This window comes from Pseudomonas sp. FG47 (assembly GCF_057809115.1).
This window is the reverse complement of record NZ_JBMDJI010000029.1, coordinates 1-17716: the sequence shown is the minus strand read 5'-3', so window position 1 is coordinate 17716 and position 17716 is coordinate 1. Positions and strand designations below refer to the sequence as shown.

Annotated in this window: 7 protein-coding genes; 4 read left to right on the top strand and 3 right to left on the bottom strand. The window is 66.9% G+C overall.

Annotated features, from left to right (window positions below):
* Positions 1 to 27: 27 nt before the first annotated feature.
* Positions 28 to 720 (top strand): alpha/beta family hydrolase, encoded by a 693-nt coding sequence (locus ACODS5_RS18910; RefSeq protein WP_489109385.1) that lies wholly within the window; start codon positions 28 to 30, stop codon positions 718 to 720.
* Between the two features lie 55 nt (positions 721 to 775).
* Here the strand turns inward: ACODS5_RS18910 and ppnP are convergent, their stop codons facing one another.
* Positions 776 to 1060 (bottom strand): pyrimidine/purine nucleoside phosphorylase, encoded by a 285-nt coding sequence (gene ppnP, locus ACODS5_RS18905; RefSeq protein ID WP_134691795.1) that lies wholly within the window; start codon positions 1058 to 1060, stop codon positions 776 to 778.
* A gap of 72 nt (positions 1061 to 1132) precedes the next feature.
* Positions 1133 to 1684 (bottom strand): 3'-5' exonuclease, encoded by a 552-nt coding sequence (locus ACODS5_RS18900; RefSeq protein ID WP_489109384.1) that lies wholly within the window; start codon positions 1682 to 1684, stop codon positions 1133 to 1135.
* 209 nt (positions 1685 to 1893) lie between these two features.
* Between ACODS5_RS18900 and ACODS5_RS18895 the strand changes: the two genes are divergently transcribed.
* Positions 1894 to 2688: a substrate-binding periplasmic protein gene (locus ACODS5_RS18895; RefSeq protein WP_134691793.1), complete on the top strand. Its 795-nt coding sequence runs from the start codon at positions 1894 to 1896 to the stop codon at positions 2686 to 2688.
* A 63-nt stretch (positions 2689 to 2751) separates the two neighbouring features.
* Complete coding sequence (locus ACODS5_RS18890; RefSeq protein WP_489109383.1) at positions 2752 to 3765, top strand: GNAT family N-acetyltransferase; 1014 nt, start codon at positions 2752 to 2754, stop codon at positions 3763 to 3765.
* A gap of 109 nt (positions 3766 to 3874) precedes the next feature.
* Here the strand turns inward: ACODS5_RS18890 and ACODS5_RS18885 are convergent, their stop codons facing one another.
* A complete protein-coding gene (locus ACODS5_RS18885) occupies positions 3875 to 4402 on the bottom strand; it encodes an RNA polymerase factor sigma-70 (protein ID WP_134691791.1) in 528 nt (175 codons plus the stop codon).
* Between the two features lie 308 nt (positions 4403 to 4710).
* On the opposite strand from ACODS5_RS18885, the gene ACODS5_RS18880 reads away from it, so the two are divergent.
* Positions 4711 to 17658: a non-ribosomal peptide synthetase gene (locus ACODS5_RS18880; protein WP_489109382.1), complete on the top strand. Its 12948-nt coding sequence runs from the start codon at positions 4711 to 4713 to the stop codon at positions 17656 to 17658.
* The last annotated feature ends 58 nt before the right edge of the window (positions 17659 to 17716 follow it).

Here is a 17716-nt window from a genome sequence, read left to right as displayed (position 1 = left end):
ATAGGCAGGCTAAACAGCGAGGCAAGCATGATTAATGGGCAAAGTGCCGGTATTGACGGGGATCAATGGGCGAAGATCGCAAATGTCCCAGGCTTGCGCTGCGATCCGCCGAAAACCCCGGGGGATCGCGGCGTTTGCGCCTGCCTGATCCTGGCCCATGGCGCCGGTGCGCCAATGGACAGTGGCTTCATGGAGGACATGGCGCAAAGGCTGGCGGGGCAAGGGGTAGGGGTGGTGCGCTTCGAGTTTCCGTACATGGCCGAGCGGCGTGTCAGCGGCGGTAAACGGCCGCCCAATCCGCAGAAGGTGTTGCTGGAAACCTGGCGGACTGTATACGAACAGGTGCGACCTTTAGTCGCAGGTAAATTGGCCGTTGGCGGCAAGTCCATGGGCGGGCGCATGGCCAGTTTGCTGGCCGACGCGCTTGGCGCGGATGCGCTGGTGTGCCTGGGCTATCCGTTCTACGCGGTGGGCAAGCCGGAAAAACCCCGGGTAGAGCACCTGGCGGGGCTGCGCACGCGCACGCTGATCGTGCAGGGCGAGCGCGATGCCCTGGGCAATCGTGAGGCGGTGGCGGGGTATGAACTAGCGCCGGCGATCGAGTTGCACTGGCTGGCGGCGGCGGATCATGACTTGAAGCCGTTGAAGGTTGCCGGGTTCAGCCATGAGCAGCATCTGCAGACGGCGGCGGAGGCGGTGGCGGGGTTCTTGCGCAATTGAAGTCGCGGAGCAAGCCCACGTGGAAGCGGGCTTGCCCCGCGCCAGAGGCTGGCGCTTAGTCGCGGTACTCGCACAGGTAGGCGGTATCGACGGCGACCTTGAGCTGGAACTTGCTGTCGGCCGGCACGTTGAACTGGCTGCCCGCGGCGAATTTCTCCCAGTTGTCGCTGCCCGGCAGCTTGACCGTCAGGGCACCGGAGACCACGTGCATGATCTCACGCTTGGCGGTGCCGAACTCGTACTCACCCGGTGCCATGACGCCGACGGTAGCCGGACCTTCATGGCCTTCGAAGGCGATCGACTTGACGGTGCCATCGAAGTACTCATTGACCTTGAACATGGGGCGGCTCCTGAAAAGGGCTGAAAAATGGGCTGGCCAGTATGCCCAAGGCCCGCTGCGGCGTCATCTGTTTCAGGCATCCCCCGCCGGTAGGCTCAAGGGCAGCAGGCGGGCGGTGTTGCGCGCATCCTCCAGGGCCCGGTGCTGGCGCCCGGAAAACTGCAGCCCGGCCAGTTGCAGGGCGCCATTCAACCCCGCCGGTCGTTGCAACTGGCGGGCCTTGGCGAAGCGCTGTTTGAGGTTGATGTGCGGCAACTGCGCCAGCAGGCTGTGCACCTGGTGCAACTGCCATTCTTGCAGCAACTGCTTGCGGTCGTAGTCGCCCCAACTGAGCCAGGCCTGCAACTGTCCCTGGTGATGCTCCAGCCAGCGCTCGAACTGCCGCCAGACCTCGGCGAACGGCGCGGCGACGTCGACGTCGGCCTGGCGAATGTGGGTCAGCTCGCGACAGAACGGGGTCAGTTGCGGTCGCCGCCTGGGCCGCACGAAACGCTGGAAATGGTCGACCTCGCGGCCGTCGCGGGTGACCAGGCTCGCGCCGATCTCGATGACTTCCATATCCGTGACCGGCCAGCCACCTTCGTCGGTGGTGGCTTCCAGGTCGATCACCAACCAATGGCCCATGCCAGGCTCCCTATCAATGCACAAAAGACCAACTGCAAGGCCCCAGGGTTTGTCCGAAAACGGGGCGCCGCGCGCGGGCCAGTAGAGCGTAGCCAAAGTCGGCGCGCACGGCATCCCCTGGCACTTTGGCATATCCAGCGGTTGTGCCGGTCAGGGAAAACGCCTAGCTTAGGCGCATTAAGGTCCCAACCCGTGATGAGTGTCCCGACTTGATCCCTTTGCCCAGCCTCAAGCTGTCGTCCATCTTGCTGCTGTTCGCCACCTTGTTGCTGACAGCTGCGGCGCGGGCCGACGAGGCCCGTGAGGTGAAGGTCGGCGCGGCGCACTTCCCGCCTTACACGGTGCGCCCGGAGCAGGGGGCCGATACCGGCCTGTTGCCGCAGTTGGTGGAGGCGCTGAACCGGATGCAGGGGCAGTACCGTTTCGTCCTGGTGCCAACCTCGATCCCCAGGCGCTTCGGTGATTTCCAGCAGGGCCGCACCGACATGGCGATCTTCGAGAACCCACAGTGGGGGTGGCAGGGCATCGCGCACAAGGCCGTGGACATGGGCCTTGAGGATGCCGAGATCTTCGTCAGCCGCCAGCAGGCCGAGCGTGACCAGCGTTATTTCGATGACCTCGACGGCAAGCGTCTGGCGCTGTTCAACGGCTATCACTATGCCTTTGCCGATTTCAACCCGGATCCGGGCTACTTGAAGAAGCGCTACCGGGCGACCCTGACCTACTCCCACGACAGCAACCTGAACATGGTCGAGCGCGGGCGTGCCGATGTCGCCCTGGTAACCCGTTCGTACCTGATCGACTTTCTCAAGCGCAATCCCGGCAGCGCATTGATGGCTTCGGAGCGGGTCGACCAGGTCTACCATCACTACGCGTTGCTGCGCCCCGACGCACCGATCAGCCCCGAGGCGTTCGCCGGGCTGCTGCGTGGCCTGCGCGAGAACGGCGAGCTGCTGCGTATCTTCCAGCCCTACAAGATCACTGTCGCAGCCCCGCGCGACTAAATTGCCTGGGGCGGGTCACGTTCACAGGAGTGAGCCTTCTTTCACTTACCGTGAGCCATGATCATGCCGTTCGATGCCGCTACGCCCCCCCTTTGCGCACCCCGGTGGCGCACCCTGCATGCCGACGAGGGCGATTGCCGCCTGAGTCTCGCCCTGGAAGGGCGGCCGTTGATCGGCGTGCGCCTGGCGCCGGAAGAGGCGCTGCATGTGCACCTCGAGCAGCTTTGCCCTGAGCGCCCTGAACAGGCGTTGTGGGCGGCCTGTTACTGGTTGCTGTCCCGTGATCCAGGATGTCAGCGCCTGGTCTGGCACTTGCCTGATGTGCAGTCGCAGGCCCTGGCCAGCGGCTTGTTGGTGCCGGGTGAGGCGCCGGGGCAGTACCTGTGCGAGCGCGCGTTGTTCTGGCAATTGCCTCAGCCGTGGCTGGGTGAGTCGCGGGCCGATGTGTACCCGCAGCAGATGCAGATCAGCCAAGGCAAGCGTCACCCACGCCGTGCGCCCAAGCCGCGCGGCGAGGTGTACCGGCGGTTCGACGCACGCCTGGGGGCCTGGGTGTCGTTGCGCACCCTGGAGATCGAACAGGATCTGGAGCGTTTCAATCGTTGGCAGAACAACCCGCGGGTTGCGCAGTTCTGGCAGGAGGGCGGCACGCTGGCGCAGCACCGCGAATACCTCGGCAAGCTCGAGCAGGACCCGCATACCCTGACCCTGGTCGGCTGCTTCGACGATGAGCCCTTTGCCTATTTCGAGGCCTACTGGGCCAAGGAAGACCGTATCGCGCCGTTCTACCCGGCCGACGACTACGACCGTGGCGTCCACATGCTGGTGGGGGAAGAGGCGCACCGCGGGCCACACAAGGTAGCCAGCTGGCTGTCGGCGCTGGTCCACTACCTGTTCCTCGACGACCCGCGCACCCAGCGGGTGGTGGCTGAGCCGCGCGCCGACAACGGCAAGATGATCGGCTACATGCACGACCAGTGCTTCCACTGCGAGAAGGAATTCGATTTCCCGCACAAGCGTGCGGCGCTGATGATCCTGGGGCGTGAGCGGTTCTTTGATCGCTGTACCTTGGCGTGAGACGCGCTGCCCTGTAGGACTCGGCGTTGCCTGCTGCGCCAGCAAGGCTGGCTCCTACGGGGTTGTGGTGGGAATTGTGTAGGAGCCGGCTTGCCGGCGAACTGTGCCGTCAGCCTAGGCGGCTGCTTTTGCGGCAGTGGATCAGCGCATCGCGAATCATGAAGTTGACCAGCGTCGGCGAGACCCCGAGCTCCTTGGCGATGTCCTTTTGCGGCACGCCGTGCAGCCGGTACATCTCGAAGGCATAGCGGGTGCGCGCGGGCAGTTCGTTGAGCGAGGCGGCAATGTGTTCGAGGGTGGCGAGGTTGATGTGGGTGGCTTCGGGCGAGGCGTTCTGGATGACCACGTTCAGGCCCTCCTCTTCACTGCCGGAGTACTTCAGCTCCATGGCTTGCTTGCGGTAGTGATCGATGGCCAGGTTGCGCACGATCTGGAACAGGTAGCTGAGCTGGGCCTTGAACGATGACGTGATCTGCGGGGCGGCACTGAGCCGGAAGAACGCGTCCTGCACCACATCCTCGGCGCGTGAGCGGCAGCCGGTGATGCGTGCCGCGATCTTGACCAGGATATTGCGGTTGTCGACGAACGCCTGGAGTAACGGTGAATCGCACTTACTTGTGGATAGTTGTTCCGCCATGGAAATCACCTTGTCTCGGAGGGGAAAGGGAGCACAGCCCGAAGGGATGCTTCCTACGACGTGCGACAAGCTATTCGTAATGATAATGATTGTCAAATACGAAAGTTAATGAGTTTCGATTGATTTCAGTTCTAAGCGTTGACACTGTGAAGCACGTCAACCTTGCCGCTTGCGTCGGCCTGTTCCGGGGCTAATTTCTGTCCTGGTTTATCCGTTCCCCTGTGTACATCCGGCTGCCGAGCGCTGCCCGCCTGTCATGCGCGGGGCCAGCCAGGCACGACTCACCCAGACACTGGCAGGAACATTCCATGACGGACGCCTTCGAACTCCCGCACTCGCTGGTCCAGGCCCTGGCGCAACGCGCCGCCCAGACCCCGGAGCGGATTGCCTTGCGCTTTCTCGCCGACGCGCCCGGTGAACAGGCAGTGCTCAGCTACCGGGACCTCGACCAGCGCGCTCGCGCCATTGCCGCAGCCTTGCAGGCCCGTGCCGGCTTTGGCGAGCGCGCCGTGCTGCTGTTCCCCAGCGGGCCGGACTATGTCGCGGCGTTCTTCGGCTGCCTGTACGCCGGGGTGATCGCCGTGCCGGCCTACCCGCCGGAATCCTCGCGCCAGCACCACCAGGAGCGCCTGCTGTCGATCATCGCCGACGCCGAGCCGCGCTTGCTGCTGACCGTAGAGGCGTTGTGTGACAGTTTGCAGGGCCTTGATGCCCTGGCCGCGGATAACGGCCCGACCCTGCTGGCGGTGGACCGCCTGGACCCGCAGCTCGCCGCGCAATGGCGCGAGCCGTCGCTGGCGGGGCATGACATCGCCTTCCTGCAATACACCTCTGGCTCCACCGCGTTGCCCAAGGGCGTGCAGGTCAGCCACGGCAACCTGGTGGCCAACGAGCAACTGATCCGCCACGGTTTCGGCATCGACCTCAACCCCGATGACGTGATCGTCAGCTGGCTGCCGCTGTACCACGACATGGGCCTGATCGGCGGCCTGTTGCAGCCGATCTTCAGCGGCGTGCCATGCGTGCTGATGTCGCCGGGCTACTTCCTTGCCCGGCCACTGCGCTGGTTGCAGGCTATCAGCGAATATGGCGGCACCATCAGCGGTGGCCCTGACTTCGCCTACCGCCTGTGCAGCGAGCGGGTCAGCGAATCGGCCCTGGCCGGACTCGACCTGAGCCGTTGGCGCGTGGCCTATTCCGGCTCCGAGCCGATTCGCCAGGACAGCCTCGAGACCTTTGCCGCGAAGTTCGCCGCCTGTGGCTTCGAGCCCAGCAGCTTCTTCGCCAGCTACGGCCTGGCCGAGGCCACCCTGTTCGTCAGCGGCAGCCGCCGTGGCCAAGGCATCGGCGCCCTGGAGCTGGACGCCGAGGCATTCGCCGCCAACCGCGCCGAAGCGGGCCAGGGCAGCGTGCTGATGAGCTGCGGTTATCCGCAGCCGGACCATGCGGTGCGCATTGTCGAGCCGCAGCGCCTGGAAGCGCTGGGCGATAACCAGGTTGGTGAAATCTGGGCGGCCGGCCCGAGCATCGCCCTGGGCTACTGGCGCAACACTGAGGCCAGCGCCCGCACCTTCGTCGAGCGCGATGGCCAGACCTGGCTGCGCACCGGCGACCTGGGCTTCATGCGTGACGGCGAAGTGTTCGTCACCGGCCGGCTCAAGGACATGCTGATCGTCCGCGGCCAGAACCTCTACCCACAAGACCTGGAAAAGACCCTGGAGCGCGAGGTCGGCGACCTGCGCAAGGGGCGGGTGGCGGTGTTCGCCGTCGACGACCAGGGCGAGGAGGGCATCGGCGTGGCGGTGGAGATCAGCCGCAACGTGCAGAAAGCCCGTCAACCCGATGAGTTGATCAACACGCTGCGCCGGGTAATCGCCGATGCCTGTCGTCAGGCGCCGGCGGTGGTACTGCTGCTCAATCCGGGAGCCTTGCCCAAGACTTCCAGCGGCAAGCTGCAACGTTCGGCATGCCGCCTGCGCATGGACGACGGCAGCCTCGATTGCTACGCGCGTTTCCCGTCTGCGCCGGCGCAAGCGAACGCCAATACCACCGGCGACGACTTGCAAGCGCGTATCGCCGCTATCTGGCGTGAGCTGCTGGGCGTGGAAGCAGTCGCGGCGGATGATCATTTCCTGCTGTTGGGCGGCAACTCCATCGTCGCCACCCAGGTGAGCGCGCGGTTGAGTGATGAGCTCGGTATCCAGCTGAGTTTGCGAACCCTGTTCGAAGCGCCGACCCTGGCCGACTACAGCGCCGCGGTGGCGACCATTCTCGCGGATGGCAACAGCGTCGTCGGGCGCATCGACCGCCAGGGCCGTGACCAGGCGTTGGCCCAGTCGCTGGCGCAGAATCGGTTGTGGTTGCTGTGGCAGCTTGAGCCACAATCGGCCGCCTACAACATTCCGGCTGGCCTGCACCTGCGTGGTGAGCTCGATGAGGACGCCCTGCAGGCTAGCTTCCAGGCCTTGGTGGCGCGCCACGAATCCTTGCGCACAGTCTTCGACGAGGTCGATGGCCAGGCCCTGCAACGCATCCTGCCGAGCCTGCCGCTCAGCGTGCAGCGCCTGGACCTGGAGGGCCTCGAGGCCGACGAAGTGGCGGCGCGCCGCGAGCAGGAAGCGCAACAGCCCTTCGACCTGCGCCAAGGGCCGCTGCTGCGGGTGACCCTGGCGCGCCTCGACGACGAGCAGCACCAGTTGTGGGTAACCCTGCACCATATCGTTGCCGACGGCTGGTCGCTGAATATCCTGCTCGACGAGTTCGCCCGCCTGTACGCCGCCCAAGGCCAGCCGGTGAGCCTGGCCGAACTGCCTCTGGGCTACGCCGACTACGGCAACTGGCAGCGCCAGTGGCTGGCCGACGGCGAAAGCGCCCGCCAACTGGCGTACTGGCAAGCCAAGCTCGACGGCGAGCTGGCGGTGCTCGACCTGTGCACCGACCAGCCGCGGGCCAGCCTGCGCGATCGGCGTGCCGCGCGTCTGAGCGTCAAGGTGCCGACCAAGCTTGGCGCTGTCCTCAAGGACCTGGCCCGTGACCAACAGTCCAGCCTGTTCATGGTCCTGCTTGCCGGCTGGCAAGCGCTGCTGCACCGCTACAGCGGCCAGGGCGATATCCGCGTCGGCGTGCCCAACGCCAACCGCCCGCGCCAGGAAACCCAAGGCATGGTCGGTTTCTTCATCAACACTCAGGTGCTGCGCGCCGAGCTCGATGGCCGCCTGCCATTTGCCCAACTGCTGGGCCAGGTGCGCCAGGCGACCCTGGAGGCCCAGGCGCATCAGGACCTGCCGTTCGAGCAGTTGCTCGAAGCGCTGCCGCAGGCCCGCGAGCAAGGGCTGTTCCAGGTCATGTTCAACCACCAGCAACGCGACCTGTCGGCCCTGCGTCGGCTGCCCGGCCTGTTGGCCGAGGAACTGCCGTGGCACAGTCGCGAAGCCAAGATCGACCTGCAACTGCACAGCGAGGAAGACCACCAGGGCCGCCTGACGCTGGCTTTCGACTACGCCGTCGGGTTATTCGAACCCGCCACCGTCCAGCGCCTGGCCGGCCATCTGCTGGCGTTGCTGGAGCAAGTCTGCGCCGCGCCGGACCTCGCCCTTGGCGAAGTGCAACTGCTGGATGAGCAGAGCCGTGCGCAACTGCTGAGTTGGGGCCAGGCCCCGATGGCCAGCGCGCCCGGGCTGGTCGTCGAGCAGCTCAACGAGCAGGCCCGGCAGACCCCCGAGCGCACCGCGTTGGTCTGGGACGGCGGCCAGCTCGACTATGCCGAGCTGCACCAGCAGGCCAACCGCCTGGCGCACTACCTGCGCGACAAGGGCGTCGGCCCCGATACCTGCGTGGCCATCGCCCTGGAGCGCTCGCCACAGCTGCTGGTCGGTTTGCTGGCGATCCTCAAGGCCGGCGGCGCCTACGTGCCGCTCGACACCGACTACCCGGCCGAGCGCCTGGCCTACATGCTCGCCGACTGCAAGGCCGGCCTGCTGCTCAGCCACAGCGACCTGCTCGACACGCTGCCCCAGGTCGACGGCGTCAGCGCCATCGCCCTCGACCAGTTGCACCTGGACAGCTGGCCGAGCCAGGCTCCGGGCCTGCACTTGCATGGCGACAACCTGGCCTATGTGATCTACACCTCCGGTTCCACCGGCCAGCCCAAGGGCGTGGGCAACACCCATGCCGCCCTGGCCGAGCGCCTGCGCTGGATGCAGCAGGCCTACGCGCTGGACGCCAGCGACGTGCTGATGCAGAAGGCGCCGATCAGCTTCGACGTGTCGGTGTGGGAGTGCTTCTGGCCACTGCTCAGCGGCTGCAAGCTGGTGCTGGCCGGCCCTGGCGAGCACCGCGATCCGCAGCGTATCGCGCAGTTGGTCCAGCAGCATGGGGTGACCACGCTGCACTTCGTGCCGCCGTTGCTCCAGGTGTTCGTGCAGGAACCGCTGGCCGCCGGTTGCAGCAGCCTGCGCCGCTTGTTCTCCGGCGGCGAGGCGTTGTCCGCGGCGCTGCGCGACCGTGTGCTGCAACTGCTGCCCCAAGTGCAACTGCACAACCGCTATGGGCCGACCGAGACCGCGATCAACGTCACCCACTGGCACTGCCAGGCCAGCGACGGCGAGCGCTCGCCGATCGGCCGGCCGTTGGGCAATGTGCTGTGCCGGGTGCTGGACGATGAATTCGAACTGACCGCGCCGGGTGTGCCGGGCGAGCTGTGCCTGGGCGGCGCGGGCCTGGCCCGTGGTTACCTTGGCCGTGCCGGCCTGACCGCCGAACGTTTCGTGCCCCAGCCCGACGGTGATGGCGCACGGCTGTACCGCAGCGGCGACCGAGCCCGCTGGCAGGTGGGCAGCGCCGCGCTGGATTACCTCGGGCGCCTTGACCAGCAGGTGAAGGTGCGTGGCTTCCGTGTCGAGCCTGAAGAGGTCCAAGCCGTGCTGCTGGCCCAGGCAGGCGTCGAGCAGGCGTTGGTGCTGATCCACAAGGATGCCGTGGCTGCACAGTTGGTGGGCTACTACAGCGGGGTCGAACAGACCGCCGCCTTGCTCGCCACCCTGGCCGAGCACCTGCCGGCCTACATGGTGCCAGCGCAACTGATCCACCTGGCACAGATGCCCCTGGGGCCAAGCGGCAAGGTCGAGCGCAAGGCGCTGCCGGCCCCGGTATGGCAGCAGCGCGAACATGTCGAGCCGCAGTCGGCGCTGCAACAGCAGGTCGCGGCGATCTGGCGCGAGGTGCTGAACCTGCCGCGCATTGGCCTGCAGGATGATTTCTTCGCCCTGGGCGGTCACTCGTTGCTGGCCACCCAGATCGTCTCGCGTACCCGCCAGGCGCTGGATGTCGAGCTGCCGCTCAAGGCCTTGTTCGAGGCCAGCGAACTGGGCGCGTTCTGTGCCGAGATCGCCCGCCTGCAGGACAGTGGCGCGCGTAACCAGCAAGGCGCCATCGCCCGGGTCGACCGCCGCCAGGCGGTTCCGCTGTCCTACTCGCAGCAGCGCATGTGGTTCCTCTGGCAGATGGAGCCGGACAGCCCGGCCTACAACGTCGGTGGCATGGCCCGCCTGCGCGGCGCGCTGCACGTGGACGCCTTCGAGCGCGCCCTGCAAGCGCTGATCGTGCGCCACGAAACCCTGCGCACCACCTTCCCCAGCATCGACGGCAAGCCCTACCAGTGCGTGGCCGACGACAGCAACCTGCAACTGGCATGGCACGACTTCAGCGGCATCGACGCCGAGGCGCGCGAGCAGCGCCTGCAGCAGCTGGCCGACGACCAGGCGCACCAGCCGTTCGACCTGGAGCGCGGGCCGCTGCTGCGTGCCTGCCTGGTCAAGGCCGGCGAGCGCGAGCACTACTTCGTGCTGACCCTGCACCATATCGTCACCGAAGGCTGGGCCATGGATATCTTCGCCCGCGAACTGGGCGAGCTGTACGAGGCTTTCGTCGATGAGCGCGAGTCGCCGTTGGCGCCGCTGGCGGTGCAGTACCTGGACTACAGCGTGTGGCAGCGCCAGTGGCTCGAAGGCGGCGAGGGCGCCCGGCAACTGGCCTACTGGCAGGCGCGCCTGGGCGCTGAGCACCCGGTGCTGGCACTGCCGGCCGACCGGCCGCGCCCGGCGGTGCAGAGCCACCGTGGCGCGCTGTACCGCTTCGATCTGGACCCGGCGCTGGTCCAGCGCGTGCATGCCTTCAACAGCCAGCAGGGCCTGACCCTGTTCATGACCATGACCGCCACCCTGGCCGCGCTGCTGCACCGCTATAGCGGTCAGCGCGACCTGCGCATCGGCGCGCCAGTGGCCAATCGCATCCGCCCGGAGAGCGAGGGGCTGATCGGCGCCTTCCTCAACACCCAGGTGCTGCGCTGCGAGCTGGACGGGCAGATGAGCGGCCAAGCGCTGCTCGAGCAGGTGCGCCAGGCCATCATCGAAGGCCAGTCGCACCAGGACCTGCCGTTCGATCAATTGGTCGAAGCCTTGCAGCCGCCGCGCTCGAGTGCCTATAACCCGCTGTTCCAGGTGATGTGCAACGTACAGCGCTGGGCGTTCCAGCAAAGCCGCGAGCTGGCCGGCATGCAGGTCGACTACCTGGTCAACGACGCCAGCGCCACCAAGTTCGACCTGTACCTGGAGGTCACCGACCTCGACGGCCGCCTGGGCTGCTGCTTCACCTACAGCCGCGACCTGTTCGACGAGCCGCGTATCGCGCGCATGGCCGAGCACTGGCAGCTGCTGCTGGTGGCCTTGCTCGACAACCCGGCCCAGCGCCTGTGCGAACTGCCGATGCTCGGCGCGGCCGAGCAGCAGCGCCTGATCGGCCAGCTCCAGGGCGCCCAGGATTTCACCCTCGACCAGACCCTGCACGGCCTGTTCGCCGCCCAGGCCGAACGCACTCCCGCAGCCCTGGCATTGACCTTCGCCGGCCAGCACCTGAGCTACGCCGAGCTGGACCAGCAGGCCAACCGCCTGGCCCGCGCCCTGCGCGAGCGCGGGGTCGGTCCGCAGGTGCGCGTCGGCCTGGCGCTGGAGCGCTCGCTGGAAATGGTGGTCGGCCTGCTGGCGATCCTCAAGGCCGGTGGCGCCTATGTGCCGTTGGACCCGGAATACCCCCTCGACCGCCTGCGCTACATGATCGAGGACAGCCGCCTGGGCCTGTTGCTCGGCCAGCGTGAACTGCTCGAGCGCCTGGCGCCATTGCCCGAGGGCGTGGCCAGCTGGTGCCTGGAGGACGATGCCGCTAGCCTGTCGGCCTACAGCGACGCGCCGCTGGACAACCTCAACCTGGCGCAGCATCAGGCCTACCTGATCTACACCTCCGGTTCCACCGGCAAGCCCAAGGGCGTGGTGGTCAGCCATGGCGAGATCGCCATGCACTGCCAGGCGGTGATCGCCGAATTTGGCATGCGCAGCGACGACTGCGAACTGCACTTCTATTCGATCAATTTCGACGCCGCCAGCGAGCGGCTGCTGACCCCCTTGCTGTGTGGCGCCCGTGTGGTGCTGCGCGCCCAGGGTCAATGGGACGCCGAGGAAATATGCCAACTGGTGCGCTCCCAGCAGGTCAGCATTCTCGGATTCACCCCAAGCTACGGCAGCCAGCTGGCCCAACACCTGGCCATGCAAGGCGAACAACTGCCCGTGCGGCTGGTGATCACCGGCGGCGAAGCCTTGACCGGCGAACACCTGCAGCGCATTCGCCAGGCGTTCACGCCGCAGCAGTTCTTCAATGCCTATGGCCCGACCGAAACGGTGGTCATGCCGTTGGCTTGCCTGGCGCCTGAAACGCTACCCATCGACGCCGGCAGCGTGCCGATTGGCCGGGTGATCGGTGCCCGTAGCGCCTATATCCTCGACGAGGACCTGGCCTTGCTGGCGCAGGGCGGTATCGGTGAGTTGTACATCGGTGGCGCCGGCCTGGCCCAGGGCTACCATGACCGTCCGGGGCTCAGCGCCGAGCGCTTCGTCGCCGACCCGTTCAGCCCTGACGGTGAGCGCCTGTACCGCACCGGCGACCTGGTGCGGCTGCGCGCCGACGGGCTGGTGGAGTACATCGGCCGCGCCGACCAGCAGGTGAAGATCCGTGGCTACCGTATCGAGCTCGGTGAAATCGAGAGCAGCCTGCAAGCGCACGCGGATGTCGACGAAGCCGTGGTCCTGGCCCTCGACCTGCCAGGCGGCAAGCAACTGGTAGGTTATCTGGTGTGCCGGCAGGCGACTGGCGACAGCGAGGCCCAGGCCCTGCTACGCGAAGCGGTCAAGGCCGATGCCCGCCTGCAACTGCCGGACTACATGGTGCCGGCTCACCTGGTACTGCTCGAGCGCCTGCCGCTGATGGGCAATGGCAAGCTCGACCGCCGCGCGCTGCCGGCCCCAGACCTGGAACAGGCGCGTCAGCACTACCAGGCCCCGGCCAACGAGCTGGAAAGCCAGCTGGCGCAAGTCTGGCGCGAGGTACTCAACGTTTCGCGCATCGGCGTGCAGGACAACTTCTTCGAACTGGGCGGCGACTCGATCCTGTCGATCCAGGTGGTCAGCCGTGCCCGCCAGCTGGGCCTGCAATTCACCCCGCGCGACCTGTTCCAGCACCAGACCATCCAGACCCTGGCGGCGGTGGTGACCCGCAGCGCGGCGCCCAGCGACATAGAACAAGGAGCACGCCAGGGACGCACCGGCCTGACGCCGATCCAGCACTGGTTCTTCGACAGCGAGGTGGCGCAACCGCAGCACTGGAACCAGGCGGTGCTGCTGGAGGCCCGCCAGCCGTTGCAGGCCGAGTTGCTGGAACAGGCGCTTGGCGCGTTGGTGGCGCACCACGACAGCCTGCGCCTGCGGTTTAGCCAGGCCAATGGCCGCTGGCAGGGCGACTACGCCCAGCTGGTCGCCCAGCCCCTGCTATGGACCGCCACGGTCAGCGATTTCGCGGACTGCCAGGCACTGTATACCGATGTGCAGCGCAGCCTCGACCTTGACCAGGGGCCGCTGTTGCGCGCCTTGCTGGTGACCGACGCCCAGGGCGGGCAACGCCTGTTGCTGGCGATCCATCACCTGGTGGTCGACGGTGTGTCCTGGCGCGTGCTGCTGGAAGACCTGCAGGCGCTGTACCGCGGTCAAGCGCTGGCGGCCAAGACCCACGCCATGGGCGACTGGGCGGCGCGCCTGGCCAGCTATGCCGGTAGCGACTCGCTGCGCGACGAGCTGAGCTGGTGGGAAAGCCAATTGGGCGACGCGCGCCTCGAGCTGCCCTGCGACCATCCTCAGGGCGGCAATTTGCAGCGCCATGCCCAGAGCCTGGCGATCGAACTGGATTGCGAGCAGACCCGACAGTTGCTGCAACAGGCCCCGGCGGCCTATCACACCCAGGTCAATGACCTGCTGCTGACCGCCCTGGCGCGCACCCTGTGCCGTTGGGTCGGTACTGACCAGGTGCTGGTGCAGCTCGAAGGTCATGGCCGCGATGGGCTGTTCGAGGATATGGACCTGACCCGCAGCGTGGGTTGGTTCACCAATGCCTATCCGCTGAGCCTGAGCCCCGCCCAAGGTGAAGACGAAGCGGCGCGGGCGGCGTCGATCAAGGGCATCAAGGAGCAGTTGCGCCAGGTACCGCACAAGGGCCTGGGTTATGGCGTGCTGCGCTACCTGGCCGACCAGGCTGTGCGCGAGCGCATGGCGGCCTTGCCCCAGGCGCGCATCACCTTCAACTACCTCGGCCAGTTCGACCAGCAATTCGACGCCGCGGCGTTGTTTCAGCCGCTGGATGCCCCGGCGGGGCAGGCCCACGACCTGGATGCTGCGCTGGCGAACTGGCTCAGCGTCGACGGCCAGGTGTATGGCGGTGCCTTGCAGCTGCGCTGGACGTTCAGCGCCGAGCGCTTCGAAGCGTCGACCATCGCCGAGTTGGCCGATGCCTATCGCCAGGAGCTGTTGGCCCTGGTCGCGCACTGCCTGGCCGAGGGCAACGGCAGCTTCACGCCGTCGGACTTCCCGCTGGCGCAACTTACCCAGGAGCAGATCGACGCGCTGCCGGTGCCGGCCGCCGAGATCGAGGATGTCTACCCGCTGACGCCGATGCAGGAAGGCCTGCTGTTGCACACCTTGCTGGAGCCGGGCACTGGCCTGTACTACATGCAGGACCGCTACCGGATCAACAGTGCCCTGGACCCCGAACGCTTCACCCTGGCCTGGCAGGCCGTGGTGGCGCGGCATGAGGCCTTGCGCGCCTCGTTCAGCTGGAACGCCGGCGAGGCGATGCTGCAGATCATCCACAAGCCAGGCAAGCTGGCGGTGGACTACCAGGACTGGCGCGGCCTCGACGAAGCCGCCCAGGAGCTGCGCCTGCAAACCCTGCACAAACAGGAGCGCGAGGCTGGCTTCGAGCTGCTGCGCGAGGCGCCGTTCCACCTGCGCCTGGTGCGGGTGGACGAGGCACGCTACTGGTTCATGATGAGCAACCATCACATCCTCATCGATGCCTGGTGCCGCTCGCTGCTGATGAACGACTTCTTCGAGCTGTATCAGGCCCTGGGTGAAGGCCGCCAGGCGACGTTGCCGGTGCCGCCGCGCTACCGCGACTACATCGGTTGGCTGCAACGCCAGGACCTGGCCGAGGCGCGCCAATGGTGGCAGGCCAACCTGGCCGGTTTCGAGCGCGCCACGGCAATCCCCAGCGACCGACCACTGCGCCATGACCACGCCGGCGACGGCATGATCGTGGGTGATTGCTACACCCGCCTCGAGGTCAGTGAAGGCGCGCGGCTGCGCGAGTTGGCCCAGGCCCATCAGCTCACCGTCAATACCTTCGCCCAGGCGGCCTGGGCCCTGACCCTGGCGCGCTACAGCGGCGAACGCGACGTGGTGTTCGGCGTCACCGTGGCCGGGCGTCCGGTGAGCCTGCCGCAGATGCAACGCACGGTTGGCCTGTTCATCAACAGCATCGCCTTGCGCGTGCAACTGCCCCGGCCGGGTGAGCGGCGCAGCGTGCGCCAGTGGTTGCAAGGCTTGCTCGAGCGCAACATGCAGCTGCGTGAGTACGAATACCTGCCGCTGGTGGCGATCCAGGAGTGCAGCGAGCTGCCCAAGGGCCAGCCGCTGTTCGACAGCCTGTTCGTGTTCGAGAACGCCCCGGTGGAAACCGCGGTACTCGACCATGCCCAGCATTTGAACGCCAGTTCCGACTCGGGCCGGACCCACACCAACTTCCCGCTGACCGCGGTGTGTTACCCAGGGGATGACCTGGGCCTGCACCTGTCGTTCGACCAGCGCTATTTCGACTTCCCTACCGTCGAGCGCCTGCTGGCCGAGTTCAAGCGCCTGCTGCTGGCGCTGGTCGCGGGCTTCGACGGCGAGGTGGACGCGCTGCCATTGCTCGGCGCCGAGGAGCAACGCTTCCTGCTCGAGGACTGCAACCGCAGCGCGCACCCCTATGCTTTGGAGCAGAGCTACGTCGAGCTGTTCGAGGCGCGGGTCGCCGCGCATCCGCAGCGCACTGTCGCCCGTTGCCTGGAGGCGTCCTACGACTACGCCGGGCTGAACGTCGCGGCCAACCGCCTGGGGCATGCCCTGGTCGCGGCGGGCGTGGCCATCGACCAGCCGGTGGCGTTGCTGGCCGAGCGTGGCCTGGCGCTGCTGGGCATGATCGTCGGCAGCTTCAAGGCCGGCGCCGGCTACCTGCCGTTGGACCCGGGCCTGCCGGCGGCGCGCCTGCAACGCATCGTCGAGCTCAGCCGCACGCCGGTGCTGGTGTGCAGCGCCGCCTGCGCCGAGCAGGCGCGCCAGTTGCTCGATGAAGTGGCTGGCGTGGTGCGGCCGAAGTTGCTGGTGTGGGAAGAGGTGCAGGCGAGCAACGTGGCCAGCGACAACCCTGGTATCCACAGCGCCCCGGACAACCTCGCCTATGTGATCTACACCTCCGGCTCCACCGGCCTGCCCAAGGGCGTGATGGTCGAGCAGCGCGGCATGCTCAACAACCAACTGAGCAAGGTGCCGTACCTGGCGCTGGACGAGCAGGACGTGATCGCCCAGACCGCCTCGCAGAGCTTCGACATTTCGGTGTGGCAGTTCCTCGCGGCGCCGCTGTTCGGCGCCACGGTGCAGATCGTGCCCAACGCCATCGCCCACGATCCGCAGGGCCTGCTGGCGCATGTCGAGGACACCGGTATCACTGTGCTCGAAAGCGTGCCGTCGCTGATCCAGGGCATGCTCGCCAGCGACCACCAGGCCCTCGACGGCCTGCGCTGGATGCTGCCCACCGGCGAGGCGATGCCACCGGAACTGGCTGCCCAGTGGCTGCAGCGCTACCCGGACATTGGCCTGGTCAACGCCTACGGCCCGGCGGAATGCTCGGACGATGTGGCGTTCTTCCGCGTCGATGCCGCCTCGACCCAAGGCAGCTACCTGCCGATTGGCACGCCGACCGACAACAACCGCCTGTACCTGCTTGGCGAGGACCAGACTTTGGTGCCGCTGGGTGCGGTGGGCGAGCTGTGTGTCGCCGGTACCGGCGTCGGCCGTGGCTATGTGGGTGATCCGCTGCGTACTGCCCAGGCGTTCATCCCGCATCCTTACGGCGCACCGGGTGAGCGGCTGTATCGCACTGGCGACCTGGCCCGCCGACGACCGGATGGGGTGTTGGAATACGTGGGGCGCATCGACCACCAGGTGAAGATCCGTGGTTATCGCATCGAGCTGGGCGAGATCGAGGCGCGCCTGCATGAGCAGCCGCAATTGCGCGATGCCGCGGTAGGTGTGCAGGAGGGCGTCAATGGCAAGCACCTGGTCGGTTACCTGGTGGCCCACCAGGGCGTCGCCGCCGATGCCGACCTGCTCGACCAGCTAAAGCAACGCCTGCGCGCCGAACTGCCGGAGTACATGGTGCCGCTGCACTGGGGCTGGTTCGACAGCCTGCCGCACAACGCCAACGGCAAGCTCGACCGCAAGGCGCTGCCGGCCATCGACATCGGTGGCCAGCACAGCCAGGCCTACCTGGCGCCGCGCGACGCGCTCGAGGAAACCCTCGCCGGCATCTGGGCCGATGTGCTCAAGGCCGAACGGGTAGGGGTGCGCGACAACTTCTTCGAGTTGGGCGGGCATTCGCTGCTGGCCACGCAGATCGCCTCGCGGGTGCAGAAGGCGTTGCAGCTCAATGTGCCGCTGCGGGCGATGTTCGAGTGCAGCACGGTGGAGGAATTGGCCGGCTACGTGCAGGGGTTGCAGGACAGTGCGCTGGACGAGGACAAGGTCGATCGCCTGAGCGACCTGATGGCGGAGCTGGAGGCCCTGTAGGCGCCGGCATGGCCGGTGCCAGGCACCGCGTTGCCTGGTTCGCCAGCAAGGCTGGCTC

Excerpts from the sequence above, each read along its gene's own strand:
- ACODS5_RS18910 (WP_489109385.1), top strand. The coding sequence starts at position 28 with ATGATTAATGGGCAAAGTGCCGGTATTGACGGGGATCAATGGGCGAAG.
- ACODS5_RS18880 (WP_489109382.1), top strand. The coding sequence starts at position 4,711 with ATGACGGACGCCTTCGAACTCCCGCACTCGCTGGTCCAGGCCCTGGCG.
- ACODS5_RS18890 (WP_489109383.1), top strand. The coding sequence starts at position 2,752 with ATGCCGTTCGATGCCGCTACGCCCCCCCTTTGCGCACCCCGGTGGCGC.
- ppnP (WP_134691795.1), bottom strand. The coding sequence starts at position 1,060 with ATGTTCAAGGTCAATGAGTACTTCGATGGCACCGTCAAGTCGATCGCC.
- ACODS5_RS18900 (WP_489109384.1), bottom strand. The coding sequence starts at position 1,684 with ATGGGCCATTGGTTGGTGATCGACCTGGAAGCCACCACCGACGAAGGT.
- ACODS5_RS18885 (WP_134691791.1), bottom strand. The coding sequence starts at position 4,402 with ATGGCGGAACAACTATCCACAAGTAAGTGCGATTCACCGTTACTCCAG.